Raw genomic sequence first — 18693 nt, 5'->3', positions numbered from 1 at the left:
CGTCGCCGGAATGACTACACTAACGGCCAGTCGACCGCAGGAACAACCATGAAGATGAGCCGCTTGTTTCTATCCCTGGTACTGGCGAGCGCGCCGCTGCTCGCCTTCGCGCAGGACGCCGCATCCGACGCGCGCTTCGGCAACCTGCGCGAATCGATGAGCGCAGAGGAATTCAAGGCCGCCGGCCTCGACAAGCTGAGCGATGCCGAACTGGCGACGCTGAGCGCATGGCTCACGCGCAAGGTGGGTACCGAAACCGCACGCGCTGTCGAGCAGGTGCGGCAGGAGACCCAGGTGGCGGTCACCCAGGCCAAGGCGGACACGCGCAAGCAGGTGGAGCAGGAGAACCGCGGCTTTTTCGATTTCGGCTCCGACGAGCCGATCAAGAGCACGCTGGAGGGGGAGTTCAAGGGCTTCGCCGAAGGTAAGCGCTATACGCTGGCCAATGGCCAGGTGTGGGAGCAGATCGAGTCCGCCAGCCTGCAGGGCGTACGCAAGACGAACCCGGCGGTGACGATCAAGCCGGGCCTGTTCAACAACTGGTTCCTCCGCATCGATGGTTACAACACGGCCGCCAAGGTGCGCCGCGTCAAGTAATGCCGCCCGCACACCGGAACGTGGCGTGCTGTGCGCGCATCGTCCCCGGCGCTTCCAGCCTAGATCCGGGCAATGCGTTCCAGTGAGCCATCCATGCTTCCGGCGCCCAAGACAACGATCGGAAGCTGATGGCATACAGGTGAGACATATGGAGATTTCGCAACAGGGCGGAAACGAGGCACGGGCCAGCACATCGGCACCCATCCTGGGAGGGGAAAGGCGTGGGACGCGTCGGACGTCCACGGCGCCCAGAAGACGGTTCGCCGGGCGATGCAAGACTGAGGCGCGCGCGCGCCCGAGCGTCTTGGTGACGCTCGTCTTTTTCGCCTTGCTCACCCTGGCGCTCCCGGCGATGGCCGGTCGCGCGGACAGGCCACTCGTGTTCAAGCCTTCGGCCCTGGTCCCGGTGGAGAATCCGGTGACGATCATGCTGGCGGAACAGATCCGTTTCGATGAGCGCTCGACCAGTTGGGCCGTGCCCGACATGGAAATGGGCTTGCGTGCCGGCGATTACGTCGCCACCGTGGCTGCTGGCGGCGGCGTTTTCTATCTGGGTCCGGATGCGGCGTTCTACCGCGGCAACGCAGGCAAACAAATGAACCTGCTGCGTGGCGGATTCTGGGTGCCTGACGACGGCGGCGAGCCACGTCTTTTCTGGGTCGTCGGCATCGAAGGCGCGCGGGTCGCGAAGGATTCGCAGCATCTGGCGTCGGCTTCGCCGATGAAGCCGCAGCGACTTGGTCTACTGGCGGCACTGTCGGAGAAGCGGCAGGAAGGGCATCTCGTGCTTTTTCCTCCCGCTGTCGATCGCATCGCGACCGAGAAGCTCGGCCAGATTGTGCGCAACCGGATGGCGTCCGACGGGACGCCCTGACGGTCTCGTGCCGGCGAGGCGACTTATCCGCGCAAGGCCTGCAGGCGCTGCGCTAGCTTCTTCTGCGAGATGGCGCTCCTAGCGCCCAGTTCCTGGGCGAACACCGACACCCGCAGCTCCTCCAGATCCCAGCGCAACGCCTGCCAGGCGGGCGATGCCGCAACCCCTTCCTGCGTTGCCTGCGCCAGGGCATCGGCGAACGGCTTGAGCTCCAGCATCCGGGCCTGGTCCTTCGCGGGATCGCGCTTGGCCCGCTCCGCACGCAAGGCCATCGCCTTCAGGTAGCGCGGCAGTTGCGCCAGTGCGTCGGCCGGCGTCTCGCGCAGGAACCCGGGGCGTACCAGCGCCGCGAGTTGCATGCGCAGGTCATCGAGGTTGCCCCGCGCCCATCCCATCAACGGCGCGTCGAGCTGGGGCTTCAGTTCCGCTACCGCCGACAGGATGGCCTCGGCCAGCTCCAGCCGCGCCATGGCCTCGCCGAACAGGCGCTTGCCGGCATCTTCGCGCCGTTGTTCGAACGCGGCGCGGTCACGGATCGTCGCCAACCCTTCCGCCAGCAGCGCATTCATCGCCGCATCGACGATGTCGCCGCGCAGGCGTTCCTGCGACTCGATGGCCGCATACAGCAGGCCCGTCTTGGGCGACACGGGCAATTGCTTGCGTGCCTGCTTCACCTTGTCGGCCAGGGCGATGTCCAGCAAGCGACGGACGCCCCGCGGGTGCGACGCATCCGCCTCGGCGCGATCGGCGAACACCTGCAACGCGACGCTATCGCCGTCGTCGCGCAGCGCCGGATAGGCGGGCACGCCCGCTTCGCCAGGAACGTCCTGCGGAATCGGTTGCGCGGGGAAATCGCGCAGCCCGCTAGCGGCCATCGCACGACCCGCACGCGCGGCGAACGCCTGCCCCGCCTTCGCGCCGAAGCGCGCACGCAGCGCGTCGAGATCGCGCGATTCTGCCAGCACCTTGCCCTCGCCACCCCCACGGGGATCCTCGCGCAGGCGCAGGTTCATGCGCAGGTGCGGCTCTAGCGCGGCCTCGTCGAAGTCGAGCGCACCCACCGCCACGCCCGTCGCACGCGACAGGAAGCGCGCCAGTTCGCCGCGGATGTCATCGGCGGTCGGCTTTGCGAACGCCTCGAAGAACGCGCGACCGAAATCCGGTGCCGGCACGTAGTTGCGCCGCATGGCCTTGGGCAGGCTGCGGATCAACCCGGCCGCCTTGTCGGCCACGAAGCCCGGGGCGAGCCAGGAAAGCCGCGCGGGATCCAGCGCGTTGAGCAGGTGCAGCGGCACCTCCAGCGTCACGCCGTCGTCGGCGGCACCGGGCTCGAACCGGTACTGCAGCGGCAGGCGGGCATCGCCGAGCGCGAAGTATTTTGGGTAGCGATCTTCCTCGCTGCCCTCGCCCGGCAACAGGTCGGCCAGCGACCAGTGCAGCGCTCGCCGCTTGTCGGCCGGCAGCGCTTTCCACCACGCATCGAGGCCGGCGGCGGAGTGGAGCTCCGATGGCACGCGATCCAGGTACCAGCGCGCCTGCCAGTCCTCGTCGGCGACCAGTCCCGCACGCCGGAGTTTCGCTTCTTCCTCGCGCGCCTGTTCGAGCGTCTTCAGGTTGTCGGCAACGAAGGAGGCGCGCGTGTTGATCTCGCCGGTCACGAGGCCCTGGCGCACGAAGAGGTCGTGCGCTTCGCCCGGTGCGATGCGGCCGTAGTGCACCGGCTTTTTCGGTGCCAGCACCAGCCCGAACAGGCTGATCTGCTCCGACGCCAGCACCTGCCCCTGCGCGCGCGACCAGTGCGGATCGAAATGCTTGCGCAGCAGCAGGTGCGGCAGTTCGGCGATCACCCAGTCCGGTTCGATCGCGGCCAACGTCATGCCCCAGACCTTCTGCGTGTCCAGCAGGTTGGCCGCCAGCAGCCACGGCGGCGGCCGTTTCGACAGCGGCGAGGCCGGGAATGGCAGGAAGCGGCGCTGGCGTGGCGCCTGGAAATCGCCCTTGTCGGTGCGATGGCCGATCTGCGTGGGCAGGCCGGCCACCAGCGCGCGATGCAGGGTCTGGTAGGCGCCGGCCCGCACGCGCTCACTGAAGCCCCCACCGCTGTGCGCCGGCTCCTTCAGCACCCCGGCGGCAACCGGCGCCAACGGCGCGTCGGGCTTGCCTTCGCGCGCCAGGCGCGCGGCGCGATGCAGCTGGCCGCGCGTGGCCTTCGCGGCCGCCGCGTCGTCGCGCGCGACCGGCGGCGCGCTGCTGCCGGCGAGCAGCGGCGCCATCGACGCCTCGACGGCCTCTTCCTTCCACCCCAGCTCCTCGCACAGCAGGCGCAGCTGGCGGTGCAGCTCGCGCCATTCGCGCATGCGCAGGAAACCGAGGAAGTGGCGACCGCACCAGTCGCGCAGCTTGGACTGGGTGAGATCTTCGTGCGCCTGCCGGTACGCATCCCACAGGCGCAGCACGCCGACGAACTCGGACCGGCCATCGGCGAACTGCGCGTGCGCGGTGTCGGCCGCGCCGCGCGCATCGGCCGGACGCTCGCGCGGATCCTGGATGCCCAGGAACGAGGCAATCACCAGCATCGGCCGCAGGCAGCCGGCGGCCTGCGCCGCCACCAGCATGCGCGCCAGCTTCACGTCCACCGGCAGGCGCGCCATCTGCCTGCCGATGGCGGTCATGCGCCGCTCGCCGTCGATGGCGCCGAGCTCGACCAGCTGCTGCCAGCCGTCGGCGACCGCGCGCTCGTCGGGCGCCTCCAGGAACGGAAAATCCTCGATCCGTCCCAGTCCCAGCTGCAGCATGCGCAGGATCACGCCGGCCAGGCTGGAGCGGCGGATCTCCGGATCGGTGAACTCGGCGCGCGACTGGAAATCGGCTTCGGCGTAGAGGCGATAGCAGATGCCTTCGGCGATGCGTCCGCAGCGGCCCTTGCGCTGGTTGGCGCTGGCCTGCGAGACCGGTTCGATGTGCAGGCGGTCGAGCTTGTTGCGCGGGCTGTAACGCTTGACGCGCGCGAACCCGGGATCGACGACGTAGCGGATGCGCGGCACCGTCAGCGAGGTCTCGGCGACGTTGGTCGCCAGCACGATGCGCCGGTTCGGACCCGGGTTGAAAACGCGGTCCTGGTCCTGGTTGGACAGGCGCGCATACAGCGGCAATACCTCGGTATTCCTGTACTTGCGTCGCTCCAGCGCCTGGTGCGCGTCGCGGATCTCGCGCTCGCCGGGCAGGAAGACCAGCACGTCGCCGCGCGCGTCCTGTCGGGTGATCTCGTCCACCGCCGCCACGATCCCGTCGTTGACCGTGCGCTCCCCCTCCTGCTCGCCCTCGCCCTCCAGCGCGCGGTAGCGCACCTCCACCGGATAGGTGCGCCCTTCCACGCTGATCACCGGCGCATCGTCGAAGTGCCGGGCGAAGCGCGCGGTATCGATGGTGGCGGAGGTGACGATCACCTTCAGGTCGCGGCGCTTGCGCAGCAGCTGCTTGAGGTAGCCGAGCAGGAAATCGATGTTGAGGCTGCGTTCGTGCGCCTCGTCGACGATGATCGTGTCGTAGGCCGACAGCCAGCGGTCGCTGGCTATCTCCGCCAGCAGGATGCCGTCGGTCATGAACTTGATGTGGGTGTCGTCGCCCACCTGGTCGTTGAAGCGCACCTGGAAGCCGACCCCACGGCCGATCTCGGTCTTCAGTTCCTCGGCCACGCGGCGCGCCACCGCACGCGCGGCGATGCGCCGCGGCTGCGTACACCCGATCATCCCGGCCACACCGCGCCCGGCGGCCAGGCAGAGCTTGGGCAGCTGGGTGGTCTTGCCCGAGCCGGTCTCGCCTGCGATCACGACCACCTGATGGTTGCGGATCAGCTCGACGATGCGTTCGCCCTCGCGCGCGATGGGCAGGCTGTCGTCGAGCGTCACTGCGGGTACCGTGGAACCACGGCGTTCACGGGCGGCGACGGAGGCGTGCAGCGCCTGTTCGAAGGCCTGGCGCGCGCCGGCATCGGCCGGCTTGCCCTGCCAGCGCGACCACAGACCCTGCAGGCGGCCCCGGTCGCGGCTCAGGGCACGGTCGAACGATCGCCGTGCCTGCTCGAGGGCGGCACGGTCGGGATGGGGTTGAGAGGAATCGCGGGGGGTATTCATTCTTCGGGGAACGGTTGAAACTTTTCGCTCACGCCACATGTTCTAGTGTGCCCATTGTGCCGCCTCAACCCACCCACAGGAGAATCCGCATGGCCAAGCCGAAGACCAAGCCCGCCAAGACCAAGGCCGCACCCGTCACCGCCCCGCTCGCCTCGGCTCCGTCCGCACCCAACATCGATATCGGGATCAGCGGCAGCGAACGCAAGAAGATCGCCGACGGCCTGTCGCGCTTCCTCGCCGACAGCTACACGCTCTACCTGAAGACCCACAATTTCCACTGGAACATCACCGGCGCGATGTTCAATTCGCTGCATACGATGTTCGAGACCCAGTACACCGAGCAGTGGACGGCGCTGGACGAGATCGCCGAACGCATCCGCGCGCTGGGCTTCAATGCACCGGGCTCCTACCGCGAATTCGTCGGCCTGACCTCGATCCCGGAAGAGCCGGGGCTGACCGACAGCGCCGACTGGCGCGAAATGGTCCGCCAGCTGGTGGTCGGCAACGAGGCCGTCTGCCGCACGGCACGCAAGGTGCTGGACATCGCCGACGACGCGGACGATGCACCGACCGAGGACCTGCTGACGCAGCGTCTGCAGACGCACGAGAAGTACGCGTGGATGCTGCGCTCGCTGCTGCAGTAAGCCATGCCCGAGTGAAACTCAGAACGCCCGGCTTGTCCGGGCGTTTTTGGTCTGAGCCCTTCTGAGCCCCTCTCCCTGCGGGAGAGGGGTTGGGGTGAGGACCAACGAAGTCGATGTCTTCGCCCCGCGCTGGCGGTTGCCACATCCGCGATGGGCTCTGCTGTCGATGGCCTGGCGGGAGAGGCTTTCTGTCTCGGACGCATGGTGCCGCTCGCCGCGGAGGGCGTTCCTTTCTTTGCTCGTGCAAAGAAAGGAACCAAAGAAACACGCCCCAAGCGGCACGCCCTGCGCTTCGCTCCGGGTTCGCAATTGGGTCGGGAATTTTCGTAAGGCACATCCCTGTGCCATACGAAAACGCCGTCATCCATGACGGCGCCCTTCGGGTTTTACCCGACCCACTCGCCGTGCCTCATGGGGACCCGAAGGCAACACCAACGGCAAAAAGCACGTCGATCTTTCAGCTGCGGCTCTCGGGGCCCCTGAGGTCCGGCAGTCACGGCGGGTAAAACCCCGCAGGGGCGGCGCACAGGACGTGCGCCGTTTTCGGCCAGGGCAGGATGCCCTGTCCGAAAATTCCCGCCGGGACTGCGCGCCCGCCGCGCAGCGGCGGGCGGACCGCCGGGGTGTGTTTCTTTTGCCTACTTTTCTTTGCACAAGCAAAGACAAGTAGGGCCCCCGCGGCGAGCGGCGCCATATTCAAGAAATGGAAAGCGCCTTCCGGCAAGCCGTCAAGAGCAGCAACTGCTGCGGAAATGGCCGCTACCAATCCCGCACGAAGAGAAGGACTCCGTTACCCCTCACCCCAACCGCTCTCCCGCAGGGAGAGGGGCTTACGGTGGCCCGCTCGAATCAGGATCAACTCCTACCCCACGCCACACCGATTTCCGATAGCCCATCGTGCCCTCAACGCGGGCTGACACCTTTCACCGCGTTATCCTTGTCCCCATGTCGTCCCCCGCACTCGAAACCCTCCAGCGCGTCTTCGGTTACAGCGCCTTCCGTGGCCACCAGCAGGCCATCGTCGAACACCTCGCCGCCGGCCACGATGCCCTGGTCCTCATGCCGACCGGCGCCGGCAAGTCGCTGTGCTATCAGGTGCCTGCGCTGTTGCGCGACGGCACCGGCATCGTCGTCTCCCCGCTGATCGCGCTGATGCAGGACCAGGTGGACGCCCTCCGCCAGCTCGGCGTGCGGGCGGCGTTCCTGAACTCCTCGCTCGCCACGGACGAGGCCCAGCAGGTCGAACAGGCCCTGCTGCAGGGCGAGCTGGACCTGCTCTACGTCGCGCCGGAGCGGCTGCTGACCGGCCGCTTCCTGTCGCTGCTGGACCGCAGCCGCATCGCGCTGTTCGCCATCGATGAAGCGCATTGCGTCTCGGCCTGGGGCCACGACTTCCGCCGCGAATACCTGGAACTGACCCTGCTGCACGAGCGCTGGCCCGACGTGCCGCGCATCGCGCTGACCGCCACCGCGGATCCGCCCACGCAGCGCGAGATCGCCGAGCGCCTGAACCTTGTCGACGCCGAGAAGTTCGTCAGCTCGTTCGATCGTCCCAACATCCGCTACACCGTCGTGCAGAAGGACAATGCCCGCCACCAGCTGCGCGACATGCTGCGCAAGCACAAGGGCGAGGCCGGCATCGTCTACTGCCTGTCGCGCAAGCGGGTCGAGCAGTTCGCGGACTATCTCGCCGAGCAGGGTTTCAATGCCCTGCCGTACCACGCCGGCTTGGACGCGAGCGTGCGGGCGCATAACCAGCGCCGCTTCCTGCGCGAGGAAGGGATCGTCATGGTGGCGACCATCGCCTTCGGCATGGGCATCGACAAGCCCGACGTGCGCTTCGTCGCCCACGTGGACCTGCCCAAGTCGATGGAAGGCTACTACCAGGAAACCGGCCGTGCCGGCCGCGATGGTGAAGCAGCCGAGGCGTGGCTCTGCTATGGCCTGGGCGACGTGGTGCTGCTGAAGCAGATGATCGAACAGGGCGAAGCCGGCGAAGAACGCAAGCGGCTGGAGCGGCGCAAGCTGGACCAGTTGCTGGGCTACTGCGAATCCACCCAGTGCCGCAGGCAGGTGCTGCTGGCCGGCTTCGGCGAAACCTATCCGCACGAATGCGGCAACTGCGACAACTGCCTGAGTCCGGCCGAGACGTGGGATGCCACCGAGGCTGCGCAGAAGGCGCTGAGCTGCGTGTATCGCAGCGGCCAGCGCTTCGGCGTGAACCATGTCATCGATGTGCTGCGCGGCAGCGAGAGCGAACGCATCCGCCAGTGCGGCCACGACCACCTGACCACCTACGGCATCGGCAAGGATCTGGACGCCACGACCTGGCGCAGCGTGTTCCGCCAGCTGGTGGCCTGCGGCCTGCTGGAAGTCGAAGCCGAGTTCGGCAGCCTGCGCCTGACCGAAGGCAGTCGCGCCGTGCTGCGCGGCGAGCGCCGCCTGCAGCTGCGCAAGGAACAGCGCGAACGCCGCGAACGCGACCGCAGCCCTCGCAGCGGCGTCCCGGTGCAGGCCGCCGACCTGCCGCGTTTCCAGCGTCTCCGCGACCTGCGCGCGGAGCTGGCCCGCGAGCAGAACGTGCCCGCCTACGTCATCTTCCACGACAGCACGCTGCGCAACATCGCCGAGCAGCAGCCGGCCACGCTGGCCGACCTGGCGCGGGTGGGCGGCATTGGTGGCGCCAAGCTCGAGCGCTACGGGCAACGCGTGCTGGACGTGCTGCGCGCGGTCGGGTGACGCTCCGCGTCGCGCGGGCGTTTTATCCAGCCCGCGTTCAATCCGCGACTGGTAGCGTTCGTGCAAGGTCGGCCAGCCGGCGGACCGCGCTTCCGGGACTGCCCATGAAGACGTTGCCCCTCGCCCTGCTGGCCCTGCTTAGCGCCTCGTCGGCATCGGCCCAGTCGAATGCCGAAGCGCTGGATCTCAGCCTGCCCTCCTCCGCTGCATACCGTCAGGATCCGCCCGGCACCTGGTATGGCGATACGCAACCGGCACGCCCGAAGAAGGGCGCGTCGCCGGCCACTCCGGTCGATCCCTGCGTCCGCTACGGCGATGAGGATGGCGACGGCGTGTCGGGCAGCGTCACCGCAGGCGTCGGCTACAGCAAGGGCCATGGCCGCAGCACCTACAACGCAGCGAACCTCAACCTCTGCAAGACCACGTACGACGACGAAGGCAAGCCGCGCACCTTCAATCTCAACATCAACGTGGACCGGTACGATGGTCCCGGCGGGTATTACGGCCCGCACGGCGGCTATCCCGCCGGTCCGATGATGCGCGGCGCGCCGCGCCCGTAGGCGTATCAGTCGCGCGTGGCGACGCGTGCGACCGCTGCCACCGCCGTCAGCAGCAGGACGAGCAATCCCAGCGCGGTCGCCAGCGAGGTGAGCTTGGCGATGAAGCCCAACGCCGCCGGTCCCAGCAACACACCCGCATAGCCCATCGTGGTGACCGCCGCGACCGCCAGGTGCGTGGGCATGCTGCGCTGGCGACCGGCAGCGGAAAACATCACCGGCACCACGTTCGCCGCGCCGGCACCGACCAGGGCGAAGCCGGCGAGTCCGGCCAGGGGCGACGCGACCAGGACGACCAGCGCGAACCCGGCGGCGGCAAGCAGCGCGCCGCACACCACGACCCGGAACGCACCCAGGGCATGCACGATCCGGTCGCCGGTCAGGCGGCCGATCGTCATCGTCACCGCGAAGGCGACGTACCCGAAACCGGCGATGGCAGGGTCAGCGTCACGCACCGATGTCAGGAACACCGCGCTCCAGTCCAGTACCGCCCCCTCCGACAGGAACATCGCAAAGCACACCGCGCCGATCAGCAACACACGTCCACGCGGCAGCACGAACGCCGGATGATCGCCTCCGTCCCCTTCCAGCAGCAGCCCGCGGCGGCAGGTCGCCAGCAGCAGCGCCGCAACGATCGCCATGGCGACGATCGCCGACAACGGCGACGCGCCGAGCGCCAGGGCGCCTGCGACACCCCCGGCGCCGGCGATGCCGCCGACGCTGTACATGCCATGGAAGCCGGACATCATCGCGCGGCCGCCAGCGCGTTCGACGATCACCGCCTGCACGTTCATCACCACGTCGAGCACGCCCATGCCCGCACCGAAGAGCGCCAGTACCAGCGCAAGCAGGGGAAGGGTCGGCGCCAGCATCAGTGCCGGCATGCACGCGCAGATCACCGCCCCCGCCGCCAGCATCACGCGTCGGCATCCGAACCGGGCCGCCAGGCCGCCCGCCAGCGGCATCATCAGCACCGATCCCACGCCCAGGCACAACAGCATCAGGCCCAACTGCCCGTCGTCCAGCGCAAGCCGGCGTTTGGCGAACGGAATCAGCGGCGCCCAGGCGGAGATGGCGAACCCTGCCACGAAGAAGACGACGCGCGTGGCGATGCGCTCGCGCGCGCCCACGACCGGCGTCGCCGCTTCATGCCAGGTCATGCGGACTCAGGGAGCCAGCAGTTCGAACGTCACTGCGTCGCCGACGGCGCTGGACGGCGCGACCCACAGGTCGAACAGACCGGGTTCGGCGACGGGTCGGTTGTCGACGCCGTGGAATTCGAGATCGGCGCGTGTCAGCGTGAACACCACCTCCTGGGATGCGCCTGCCGCCAGCGCGATCTTGCGGAAGCGTTTCAGCTCGCGCACCGGCCGCACGCGGCTGGCGGTGCGGTCGCGCAGGTAAAGCTGCACGACCTCTTCGCCATCGCGCGTGCCTTGGTTGGCGACGCGCGTGCGGATGGTCAGCGCGTCGTCCCAACCCAGGCGCGCCGTGTCGAGTTGCGGCACGCCGTAGTCAAAACGGGTGTACGACAGGCCATGGCCGAACGGATACAGCGCGGCGTGGCTGACTTCGCGCCAGCGCGTCTGAAAGAAGCGCGGCGTACCCGGCACATTGGGGCGTCCGGTCGCCGGATGGTTGTAGAAGTACGGCTGCTGCCCGGCATCCTGCGGAAAACTCACCGGCAGCCGCGCCGACGGGTTGTAGTCGCCGAACACGACGTCGGCGAGCGCGGGACCGGTCTGTGTGCCGAGGAACCAGCCCACCAGGATCGCCTGCGCATCGCGCACCGCACCTTCCAGCGCCAGCGCGCGACCGTTGCGCAACACCACGACGACCGGTGTGCCCGCCGCGGCCACCGCTTCCGCCAGCGCCTGCTGCGCGGCCGGGATCACGATCTGCGTGCGCGACTGCGCCTCACCGGAAAACTCGTGCGGCTCGCCCAGCGCCAGCAATACGACATCGGCCTCGCGCGCAGCCGCCACTGCCGCCTCGATGCCGCCTTCGAGCGGTGCCTCGATGCCACTGCCCGGCACCACCACCAGCGCGGAGGGATCCTCCAGCGCGGCGCGCACGCCCGTCTCCATGTCGACCATGCGCGAGGCGTCGCCGAAGATGTTCCAGCAGCCGCCGAGGTTGGCGGTGTCCTGGGCGAACGGCCCGATCAGCGCGATGCGCTGGCCGGCCTTCTTCAGGGGCAGCAGGTTGCCTTCGTTCTTCAACAGAACGACCGAGCGGCGCGCGCAGTCGCGTGCCAGCGCATCGTGCGCAGCGATGTGCGACTGGTCGGCTTCGCGCCCGGCATCCAGGCAGCGGTAGGGATCGTCGAACAGGCCAACCGCGGCCTTGACGTGCAGCACGCGGCGCACGGCCTCGTCGACCTCGTCCATGGTCAGGCGACCCTGCTCGACCAGCGTGGCGACGTGGCCGGCATAGATGCCGCTCTGCAGGCTCATGTCCAGTCCGGCCGACAGCGCCTTCTGCGCGGCGTCGGCCTCGTCGCTGGCATAACCGTGCGCCACCAGCTCCAGGTCGGAGGTGTAGTCCGAGACGACGAAACCCTCGAACTTCCATTCGCCGCGCAGGATGTCGGTCAGCAGCTCGCGGTTGGCCGAGGCGGGCACGCCGTTGATGTCGTTGAACGAACTCATCAGCGCCAGCGCGCCGGCATCGATCGCCGCCTTGAACGGCGGCAAGTGCACGTCGCGCAGGGTCTGCGGCGCCATGTCCACGAAGTTGTAATCCAGTCCCGCGGAGATCGCGCCATAGGCGGCGAAATGCTTGGGCGTGGTCAGCAGCGAATCGGACGCCGTCAGGTCGTCGCCCTGGAAGCCGCGCACGCGGGCGGCGGCGAACTCGCAGGACAGGTAGACGTCTTCGCCCGACGTTTCGGCGACGCGGCCCCACCGCTGGTCGCGTGCGACGTCGACCATCGGCGCGAACGTCCAGTGGATTCCCGCGGCCGTGGCCTCCCTGGCGGTGGCGCGCGCGGTGCGCTCGGCGAGGTCGGGCTCGAAGCTGGCCGCCTCACCCAGCGGAATCGGGAACACGGTGCGCATGCCATGGATCACGTCGGCGCCCAGCAGCAGCGGAATGCCGAGTCGGCTTTCCTCCACCGCGATGCGCTGCGCCTCACGGCCTTCCGCCACGCCCACGCCATTGAAGAGCGCACCGACGCGACCGCTGCGGATCTGCTCGCGCACCTGCTCGGCATCGCGCGCGAAGGTTTCCGGATTGAACTCGAACGCGAACGGCCGCAACGCATCGGCAAAGGCGCCCAGCTGGCCGATCTTCTCCTCCAGTGTCATGGCGGCGATCAGGCCCTCGATCCTTCGCTGATGCGGCATGTAAGCGATCCTCCCCGGAACGCGGGTATGACAGGGCAAGCATTATGAAAACGTTTACAGTCATGGTCAAACGCCCGGCCCCGGCCCTGTGCGCACCTGGATCGAGGCGCCCGGGAGCGCGCTCGAACCGCTCAGCCGGCCATGCCGGCGTGACGCAGCAAGGCCTCGATGCGCGGCGCGCGGCCGCGGAACGCGCGGAAGTTCTCGGCCGCGCTGCGGCTGCCGCCACGCGCCAGCACCTCATGCCGGAACCGCGCCCCCGTTTCGGCCACGTGCGCGGGGGCTTCCTCGAAGGCAGCATAGGCATCCGCGCTGAGCACCTCTGCCCATTTGTAGCTGTAGTACCCCGCCCCGTAGCCACCCGCGAAAATGTGGCTGAACTGGTGGGGGAAGCGGTTGAACGCCGGCGGGACGTTCACGGCCACCTCGTCGCGTGCACGGTCCAGCAGCGCCAGCACGGTGTCGTTGCCGGCGTCGAACGCGCTGTGCAGCTGCATGTCGAACAGGCCGAATTCCAGCTGGCGCACGGTCGCCATCCCGCTCTGGTAGTGCTTGGCCGCGACCATGCGGTCGAACAGCGCGCGCGGCAGCGGCTCACCGCTGTCCACGTGGGCGGTCATGGACTGCACGCGCTCCCATTCCCAGCAGAAGTTCTCCATGAACTGGCTGGGCAGCTCCACCGCATCCCACTCCACCCCGTTGATGCCGGCCACGCCGAGTTCACCGACCTGCGTCAGCAACTGGTGCAGCCCATGGCCCATTTCGTGGAACAGCGTGGTCACGTCGCTGTGGCTGAAGGTGGCTGGCTTGCCGTCCATGCCCTTGCCGAAGTTGCACACCAGATACACCAGGGGCGTCTGCGTGCCGTTCGCCGTCTCGCGGCGGTTGCGGCAATCGTCCATCCAGGCGCCGCCGCGCTTGCCTTCGCGGGCGTACAGGTCGAGGTAGAACTGGCCGACCAGGGTGCCGTCGCCGTCGACCAGGCGATAGAAGCGCACGTCGGGATGCCACGTGGGCGCTTCATCCTGCTCGACACGCAGGCCGTAGAGGTCGCCGATCACCCCGAACAGGCCGGCCAGCACCGCCGGCTCGGTGAAGTACTGCTTCACCTCCTGCGCGGAAAAGCTGTAGCGCGCCTGCTTGAGCTTCTCGCTGGCGTAGGCGAGATCCCAGGCTTCAAGCGTTTCCAGACCCAGATGGTCGCGGGCGAACGCTTCCAGCTCCGTGCGGTCGCGTTGCGCGTGCGGCCTGGCGCGTGCGGCGAGGTCGCGCAGGAACTGCAGCACCTCGTCCGGCGTATCGGCCATCTTGGTGGCCAGTGAATACTCGGCGTAGCTGGCGAAGCCCAGCAGCGCGGCCAGTTCGGTACGCAGGGCGAGAATGCGGTCGATCAGCGCAGAGTTGTCGAGTGCGTCGTTGCCGGCGAGTTCGGAGGCGCGCACCGCATTGGCGTGGTACAGGGTCTCGCGCAACGCGCGGTCGTCGGCGTAGGCCTGCACCGGCAGGTAGCACGGCATCTGCAGGGTGAATTTCCAGCCCGGTTCGTCGTCGGCCTTCGCCGCGGCGCGTGCGGCCGACACCACGTCGGCCGGCAGGCCACCGAGGTGCTGCTTGTCCTTGATCCAGAATTCGTACTCGTCGGTCGCGTCCAGCACGTTCTGGGAGAATTTCGCCGACAGGCTCGCCAGTTCTTCCTTCACCGCGCCGAAGCGCGCCTTCTGTGCGTCCGGCAGCTCGGCACCGCCGAGGCGGAAGTCGCGCAGCGCATTGTCCAGCACCTTGCGGCGCGCCTCGTCGTACTGCGCCGACTCCGGTGCATCCGCCAGCGCGCGGTACTGCCGGTACAGTGCAAGATTCTGTCCCAGTGCGCTCCAGAAGCGGGTCACCTTGGGCAACTGCGCGTTGTACGCGCTGCGCAGCGCCGGCGAGTTCGCGACCGCCTCCAGGTGCGTCACCTGGTTCCAGCCACGCGACAGGCGTTCGGTCGCATCGTCCAGCGGCACCACGAAGGTATCCCATGTCACCGGCGTGACGGATTCCGCCACCTTCACGGCCGCCTCGGCCTCGGCCAGCAACTGGTCGATGGCAGGCGCGATGTGCTCGGGGCGGATCTCGTCGAACCGCGGCAGGCCAGAGAAGTCGAGGAGTGGATTGGTCATGGCAATACCATCTGCAAAAAGGGGATTTCAGTCCGGCCAGTCGGCCCGTGCCAGCGACGGCAGGCCTCGTCCGGCGACAGCGGCGGCGATGGCATCGTCGTTCTCCACGATGGGGATGCCGCGCTCCAGATACCAGTCCCGGTTGTAGTAGCTGTGCGCGTAGCGTTCACCACTGTCGCACAGGATGCTGACAATGGACCCCACCTGGCCTTCTTCGCGCATGCGCATGGCCGCGGCGAGGATGCCGACGAAGTTGGTGCCGGTCGATCCGCCAACCCGGCGACCCAGCACCGCGTTGACGTGGCGCATGGCCGCCAGGCTCAAGCCGTCGGGCACCTTCACCATCGCATCGATGCACGCCGGGATGAAGCTGGGTTCGCAATGCGGGCGACCGATGCCCTCGATCCCGGAGCCGCGCGCGCAGGTCAGCGTGGTGTCGTCGCAACCTCCGCACGCGCCCCGGTACTGGTCGAAGAACACCGAGTGCTCCGGGTCGGCACACATCACGCGCGTGGGATGACGGCGATAGCGCACGTAGCGTCCCAACGTGGCGCTGGTGCCGCCGGTACCGGGGCTGCAGACGATCCACGCCGGCACGGGATGGGGCTCGGCTTCCATCTGCTTGAAGATGGATTCGGCGATGTTGTTGTTCGCACGCCAGTCGGTGGCGCGCTCGGCATAGGTGAACTGGTCCATGAAGTGGCCGCCGCTTTCCTGCGCCAGTCGCCGCGAGACCTCGTTGATCTCCGCCGCCTGCTCGACCAGGTGGCAGCGTCCGCCCTGGAACTGGATGGCCGCGATCTTGTCGGGCGAGGTCGACGACGGCATCACGGCGATGAAGGGCAACCCGAGCAGGCGCGCGAAATAGGCCTCGGACACGGCCGTCGAACCGCTGGAGGCCTCGATCACCGGCGCGCCCTCGCGCAGCCAGCCATTCGCCAGCGAATACAGGAACAGCGAGCGTGCCAGCCGGTGCTTCAGGCTGCCGGTCGGATGGCTGGACTCGTCCTTGAGATAGACATCGATGCCGGGAAAACCGGGCAGCGGCAGCGGGATCAGGTGGGTGTCGGCAGACCGGTTGAAGTCCGCTTCGATGCGCTGGATCGCCTGCGCCGTCCAGTCACGCACTGCCATCGCCACGTGGAAGATTCCCTGCCGGGCGCCGACGCGAACTCGGCGCGATGATGGCGCGGCGGCGGGATGTGCGTGGTGGGCCGTGAAGGATTCGAACCTTCGACCAAAAGATTAAAAGTCTTCTGCTCTACCGACTGAGCTAACGGCCCGGGAACGCATCCCGGCCTTGCACCGGGACGCGCATTCTAGCGCATCGTCCGCACGGGGGCGAAACGCGCCCGTCAGGCGTAGTGGGTGGGATCCGGCACGCCGGCGTCGGCGAAGCCGGCGGCGCGCAGGCGGCAGGCGTCGCAATGGCCGCAGGCCCGGCCCTCGGCGTCGGCCTGGTAGCACGACACGGTCTGCGCGAAATCCACGCCCAGGCGCACGCCTTCGCGCACGATGTCGGCCTTGCTCATGCGCAGCAGCGGCGCCTGGATGCGCAAGCCGGCGCCTTCCACGCCTGCCTTGGTCGCCACGTTGGCCAGCTTCTCGAAGGCCTCGATGAATTCCGGGCGGCAATCCGGATAGCCCGAGTAGTCCACCGCATTGACGCCGCAGAAGATGTCGCTGGCGCCCAGCACCTCGGCCCAGCCCAGCGCGACCGACAGCATGATGGTGTTGCGGGCCGGCACGTAGGTCACGGGGATGCCGGGGCCGCCAGCCTCGGGCACGTCGATGTCATCGGTCAGCGCGGAGCCCCCGATGCTGCGAAGGTCCACGTGCACGGTCTTGTGCGCGGCGGCGCCGAGCGTAGTGGCCACGCGCGCGGCGGCATCGAGTTCGGAGGTGTGCCGCTGGCCGTAGCGCACGCTCAGCGCATGCACGGCGAAGCCCTGCTCGCGGGCGATGGCGACGACGACGGCGGAGTCCATGCCTCCGGACAGCAGGACGACGGCATTCTTCATGGGGCGATGTTTCGTGGGGTGATGGGTAGGCTACCGCAGGCGCTGCTCAGCGTCCCGGCTCGTCATCCCACAGCAGCTTGTGCAACTGCATCTGGAAGCGAACCGGCAGGCGGTCCTCGACGATCCAGTCCGCCAGGTCGCGCGGCGACAGTTCGGACTTGCTGGGCGAGAACAGCACGTCGCAGCGCTCGGGCAAGCGATGCTCGGCCAGCATGCCGCGCGCCCACTCGTAGTCGGCGCGGCCGCACAGCACGAACTTCACCTGGTCGCGCGCGGTGAGCAGCGGCAGGTTCTCCAGGCGGTTGCGCGCCATTTCCTTCGAACCGGGCGTCTTGAGGTCCACCACGCGCGACACGCGCGGATCGACCTCGGCGATATCGATCGCGCCCGAGGTTTCCAGGGAGACGTCGAAACCGGCGTCGCAGAGCTTCTTCAGCAACATCAGGCAGCGCTTCTGCGAGAGCGGCTCGCCGCCGGTGACGCAGACGTGGCGGACGCCATGCCGGGCGACCTCGGCGACGATGTCGTCGATCTCGCGCCACTCGCCTCCGTGGAAGGCATAGGCAGTGTCGCAGTACTGGCAGCGCAGCGGGCAGCCGGTCAGGCGGACGAACACGGTAGGCCAGCCGACCGCGTTCGCCTCGCCCTGCAGGGACAGGAAGATCTCGGTGATCTTGAGGCGTTCCAGCGGGGACTGGACGATTTCGCTGGGGCGGGCGGCATCATTCATGGGGTGCGCATGATACGCCCTGCCGGTCCGGCGTCTCCGTCAGGAGCACCGGTATCTCCTCGACTCAGCGCAGGCGGCCGAGCTGGATGGCGCGCAGGCGGTCGTCGGCCGTACGGGCGACATCCGTGCCCGGGTACTTGGCGATAACCTCGCCCAGGGTGCGTTCGGCTTCGGGCAGCTTGCCGAGGCCGTAGTCGCACAGGCCGATCTTCAACAGGGCGCCTGCCGCCTTGTCGTGGGTCGGATACTGCGCCAGCAGCGCGCGGAACTGCTCCGCAGCCAGCGCGTAGTTCTGCGTGACGTAGTAGCTCTCGCCCAGCCAGTACAGGGCGTTGGGGGCGTACACGCCGCTGGGATAGAGCTGCAGGAAACTGGTGAACAATTGCGCGGCATCCGCGTAATCGCCTGCCTTGAGCTTGTCGAAGGCCACGTTGTAGGCGGTACGCTCGTCACCGGCCGCGGACATCGCTCCCGTGTCCCCGTGGACGCTGGGTGGGCGCTCGGACGTAGCGGACACGACGGGCGCCGGCGCGGTGGCCGGCGCACTGCCAAGGGGGGGTGTGGTCGTCGGCGTGCCGACCGGTGACGGCGCGGCGCCGCCTTCCAGTCGGTTCAGGCGACCGTCCAGGTCGAGATACTGGTCACGGCCCCGCTGCCTGAGCTGCTCGTTCTCGTTCTGCAGCTGCTCGAGCTGGGCACGCAGCTCACGCAGTTCCGATTCCTGCTGCGTGACCTTGTTGAGCAGGTCCAGGTTCTGCTGCGGATTGTTCGCTTTCGCTTCCAGCGCGGCCACGCGATCGGCCAGGCTGACGCGCTGCGCGTGAGCGGGAGCGGCGGCCACGAGGGCCGCCGCGAGGACCAGCAGGTAGTACGTCTTCTTCACGATCATCGT

Annotated in this window: 13 protein-coding genes and 1 tRNA gene; 5 read left to right on the top strand and 9 right to left on the bottom strand. The window is 68.3% G+C overall.

Annotated elements, in window-relative coordinates:
* Positions 1 to 48 precede the first annotated feature (48 nt).
* The gene (locus tag Q0907_RS01355) at positions 49 to 597 is read left to right on the top strand and encodes a hypothetical protein (protein ID WP_299340794.1); all 549 of its coding nucleotides are present in this window, start codon (positions 49 to 51) and stop codon (positions 595 to 597) included.
* 304 nt (positions 598 to 901) lie between these two features.
* A complete protein-coding gene (locus Q0907_RS01350) occupies positions 902 to 1471 on the top strand; it encodes a hypothetical protein (protein ID WP_299340793.1) in 570 nt (189 codons plus the stop codon).
* Positions 1472 to 1494: 23 nt separating this feature from the next.
* Here Q0907_RS01350 and hrpA read toward each other — a convergent pair whose 3' ends face one another.
* Positions 1495 to 5604: an ATP-dependent RNA helicase HrpA gene (gene hrpA / locus Q0907_RS01345; protein ID WP_299340791.1), complete on the bottom strand. Its 4110-nt coding sequence runs from the start codon at positions 5602 to 5604 to the stop codon at positions 1495 to 1497.
* Between the two features lie 89 nt (positions 5605 to 5693).
* Here hrpA and Q0907_RS01340 point away from each other — a divergent pair, with 89 nt between their 5' ends.
* The 3 genes from Q0907_RS01340 (at position 5694) to Q0907_RS01330 (ending at position 9547) form a co-directional block, all read left to right on the top strand.
* Positions 5694 to 6248, top strand: a complete 555-nt coding sequence (locus tag Q0907_RS01340; RefSeq protein WP_296279801.1) for a Dps family protein — start codon at positions 5694 to 5696, stop codon at positions 6246 to 6248.
* Positions 6249 to 7193: 945 nt separating this feature from the next.
* Positions 7194 to 8987, top strand: coding sequence for a DNA helicase RecQ (gene recQ, locus Q0907_RS01335; RefSeq protein WP_299340788.1), 1794 nt, complete (start codon positions 7194 to 7196; stop codon positions 8985 to 8987).
* A 104-nt stretch (positions 8988 to 9091) separates the two neighbouring features.
* Positions 9092 to 9547, top strand: coding sequence for a hypothetical protein (locus tag Q0907_RS01330; RefSeq protein ID WP_299340785.1), 456 nt, complete (start codon positions 9092 to 9094; stop codon positions 9545 to 9547).
* A 5-nt stretch (positions 9548 to 9552) separates the two neighbouring features.
* Here Q0907_RS01330 and Q0907_RS01325 read toward each other — a convergent pair whose 3' ends face one another.
* The 8 genes from Q0907_RS01325 to ybgF form a co-directional block, all read right to left on the bottom strand.
* Positions 9553 to 10704, bottom strand: coding sequence for an MFS transporter (locus Q0907_RS01325; RefSeq protein ID WP_299340782.1), 1152 nt, complete (start codon positions 10702 to 10704; stop codon positions 9553 to 9555).
* 6 nt (positions 10705 to 10710) lie between these two features.
* Positions 10711 to 12891, bottom strand: coding sequence for a glycoside hydrolase family 3 N-terminal domain-containing protein (locus Q0907_RS01320; RefSeq protein WP_299340779.1), 2181 nt, complete (start codon positions 12889 to 12891; stop codon positions 10711 to 10713).
* 131 nt (positions 12892 to 13022) lie between these two features.
* Positions 13023 to 15050, bottom strand: coding sequence for a M3 family metallopeptidase (locus Q0907_RS01315; protein WP_299340776.1), 2028 nt, complete (start codon positions 15048 to 15050; stop codon positions 13023 to 13025).
* 27 nt (positions 15051 to 15077) lie between these two features.
* Positions 15078 to 16184 (bottom strand): PLP-dependent cysteine synthase family protein, encoded by a 1107-nt coding sequence (locus Q0907_RS01310; RefSeq protein ID WP_299342590.1) that lies wholly within the window; start codon positions 16182 to 16184, stop codon positions 15078 to 15080.
* Between the two features lie 73 nt (positions 16185 to 16257).
* A tRNA-Lys gene (locus Q0907_RS01305) sits at positions 16258 to 16333 on the bottom strand.
* Positions 16334 to 16405: 72 nt separating this feature from the next.
* On the bottom strand, positions 16406 to 17071 hold the full coding sequence (gene queC / locus Q0907_RS01300; RefSeq protein WP_299340773.1) for a 7-cyano-7-deazaguanine synthase QueC: 666 nt from the start codon (positions 17069 to 17071) through the stop codon (positions 16406 to 16408).
* Between the two features lie 46 nt (positions 17072 to 17117).
* The gene (gene queE / locus Q0907_RS01295) at positions 17118 to 17801 is read right to left on the bottom strand and encodes a 7-carboxy-7-deazaguanine synthase QueE (protein WP_299340771.1); all 684 of its coding nucleotides are present in this window, start codon (positions 17799 to 17801) and stop codon (positions 17118 to 17120) included.
* 64 nt (positions 17802 to 17865) lie between these two features.
* Positions 17866 to 18663 carry a tol-pal system protein YbgF gene (gene ybgF, locus Q0907_RS01290; RefSeq protein ID WP_299342588.1) on the bottom strand — a complete coding sequence of 266 codons (798 nt, stop codon included), beginning with the start codon at positions 18661 to 18663 and terminating at the stop codon, positions 17866 to 17868.
* Between the last annotated feature and the right edge of the window lie 30 nt (positions 18664 to 18693).

Origin of the sequence: uncultured Pseudoxanthomonas sp. (assembly GCF_947498795.1) — a bacterium.
In the GTDB taxonomy this organism is placed as follows: Bacteria; Pseudomonadota; Gammaproteobacteria; order Xanthomonadales; family Xanthomonadaceae; genus Pseudoxanthomonas_A.
Note: the sequence above shows the minus strand (reverse complement) of the source record. Positions and strands in the feature narration are given on the sequence as shown.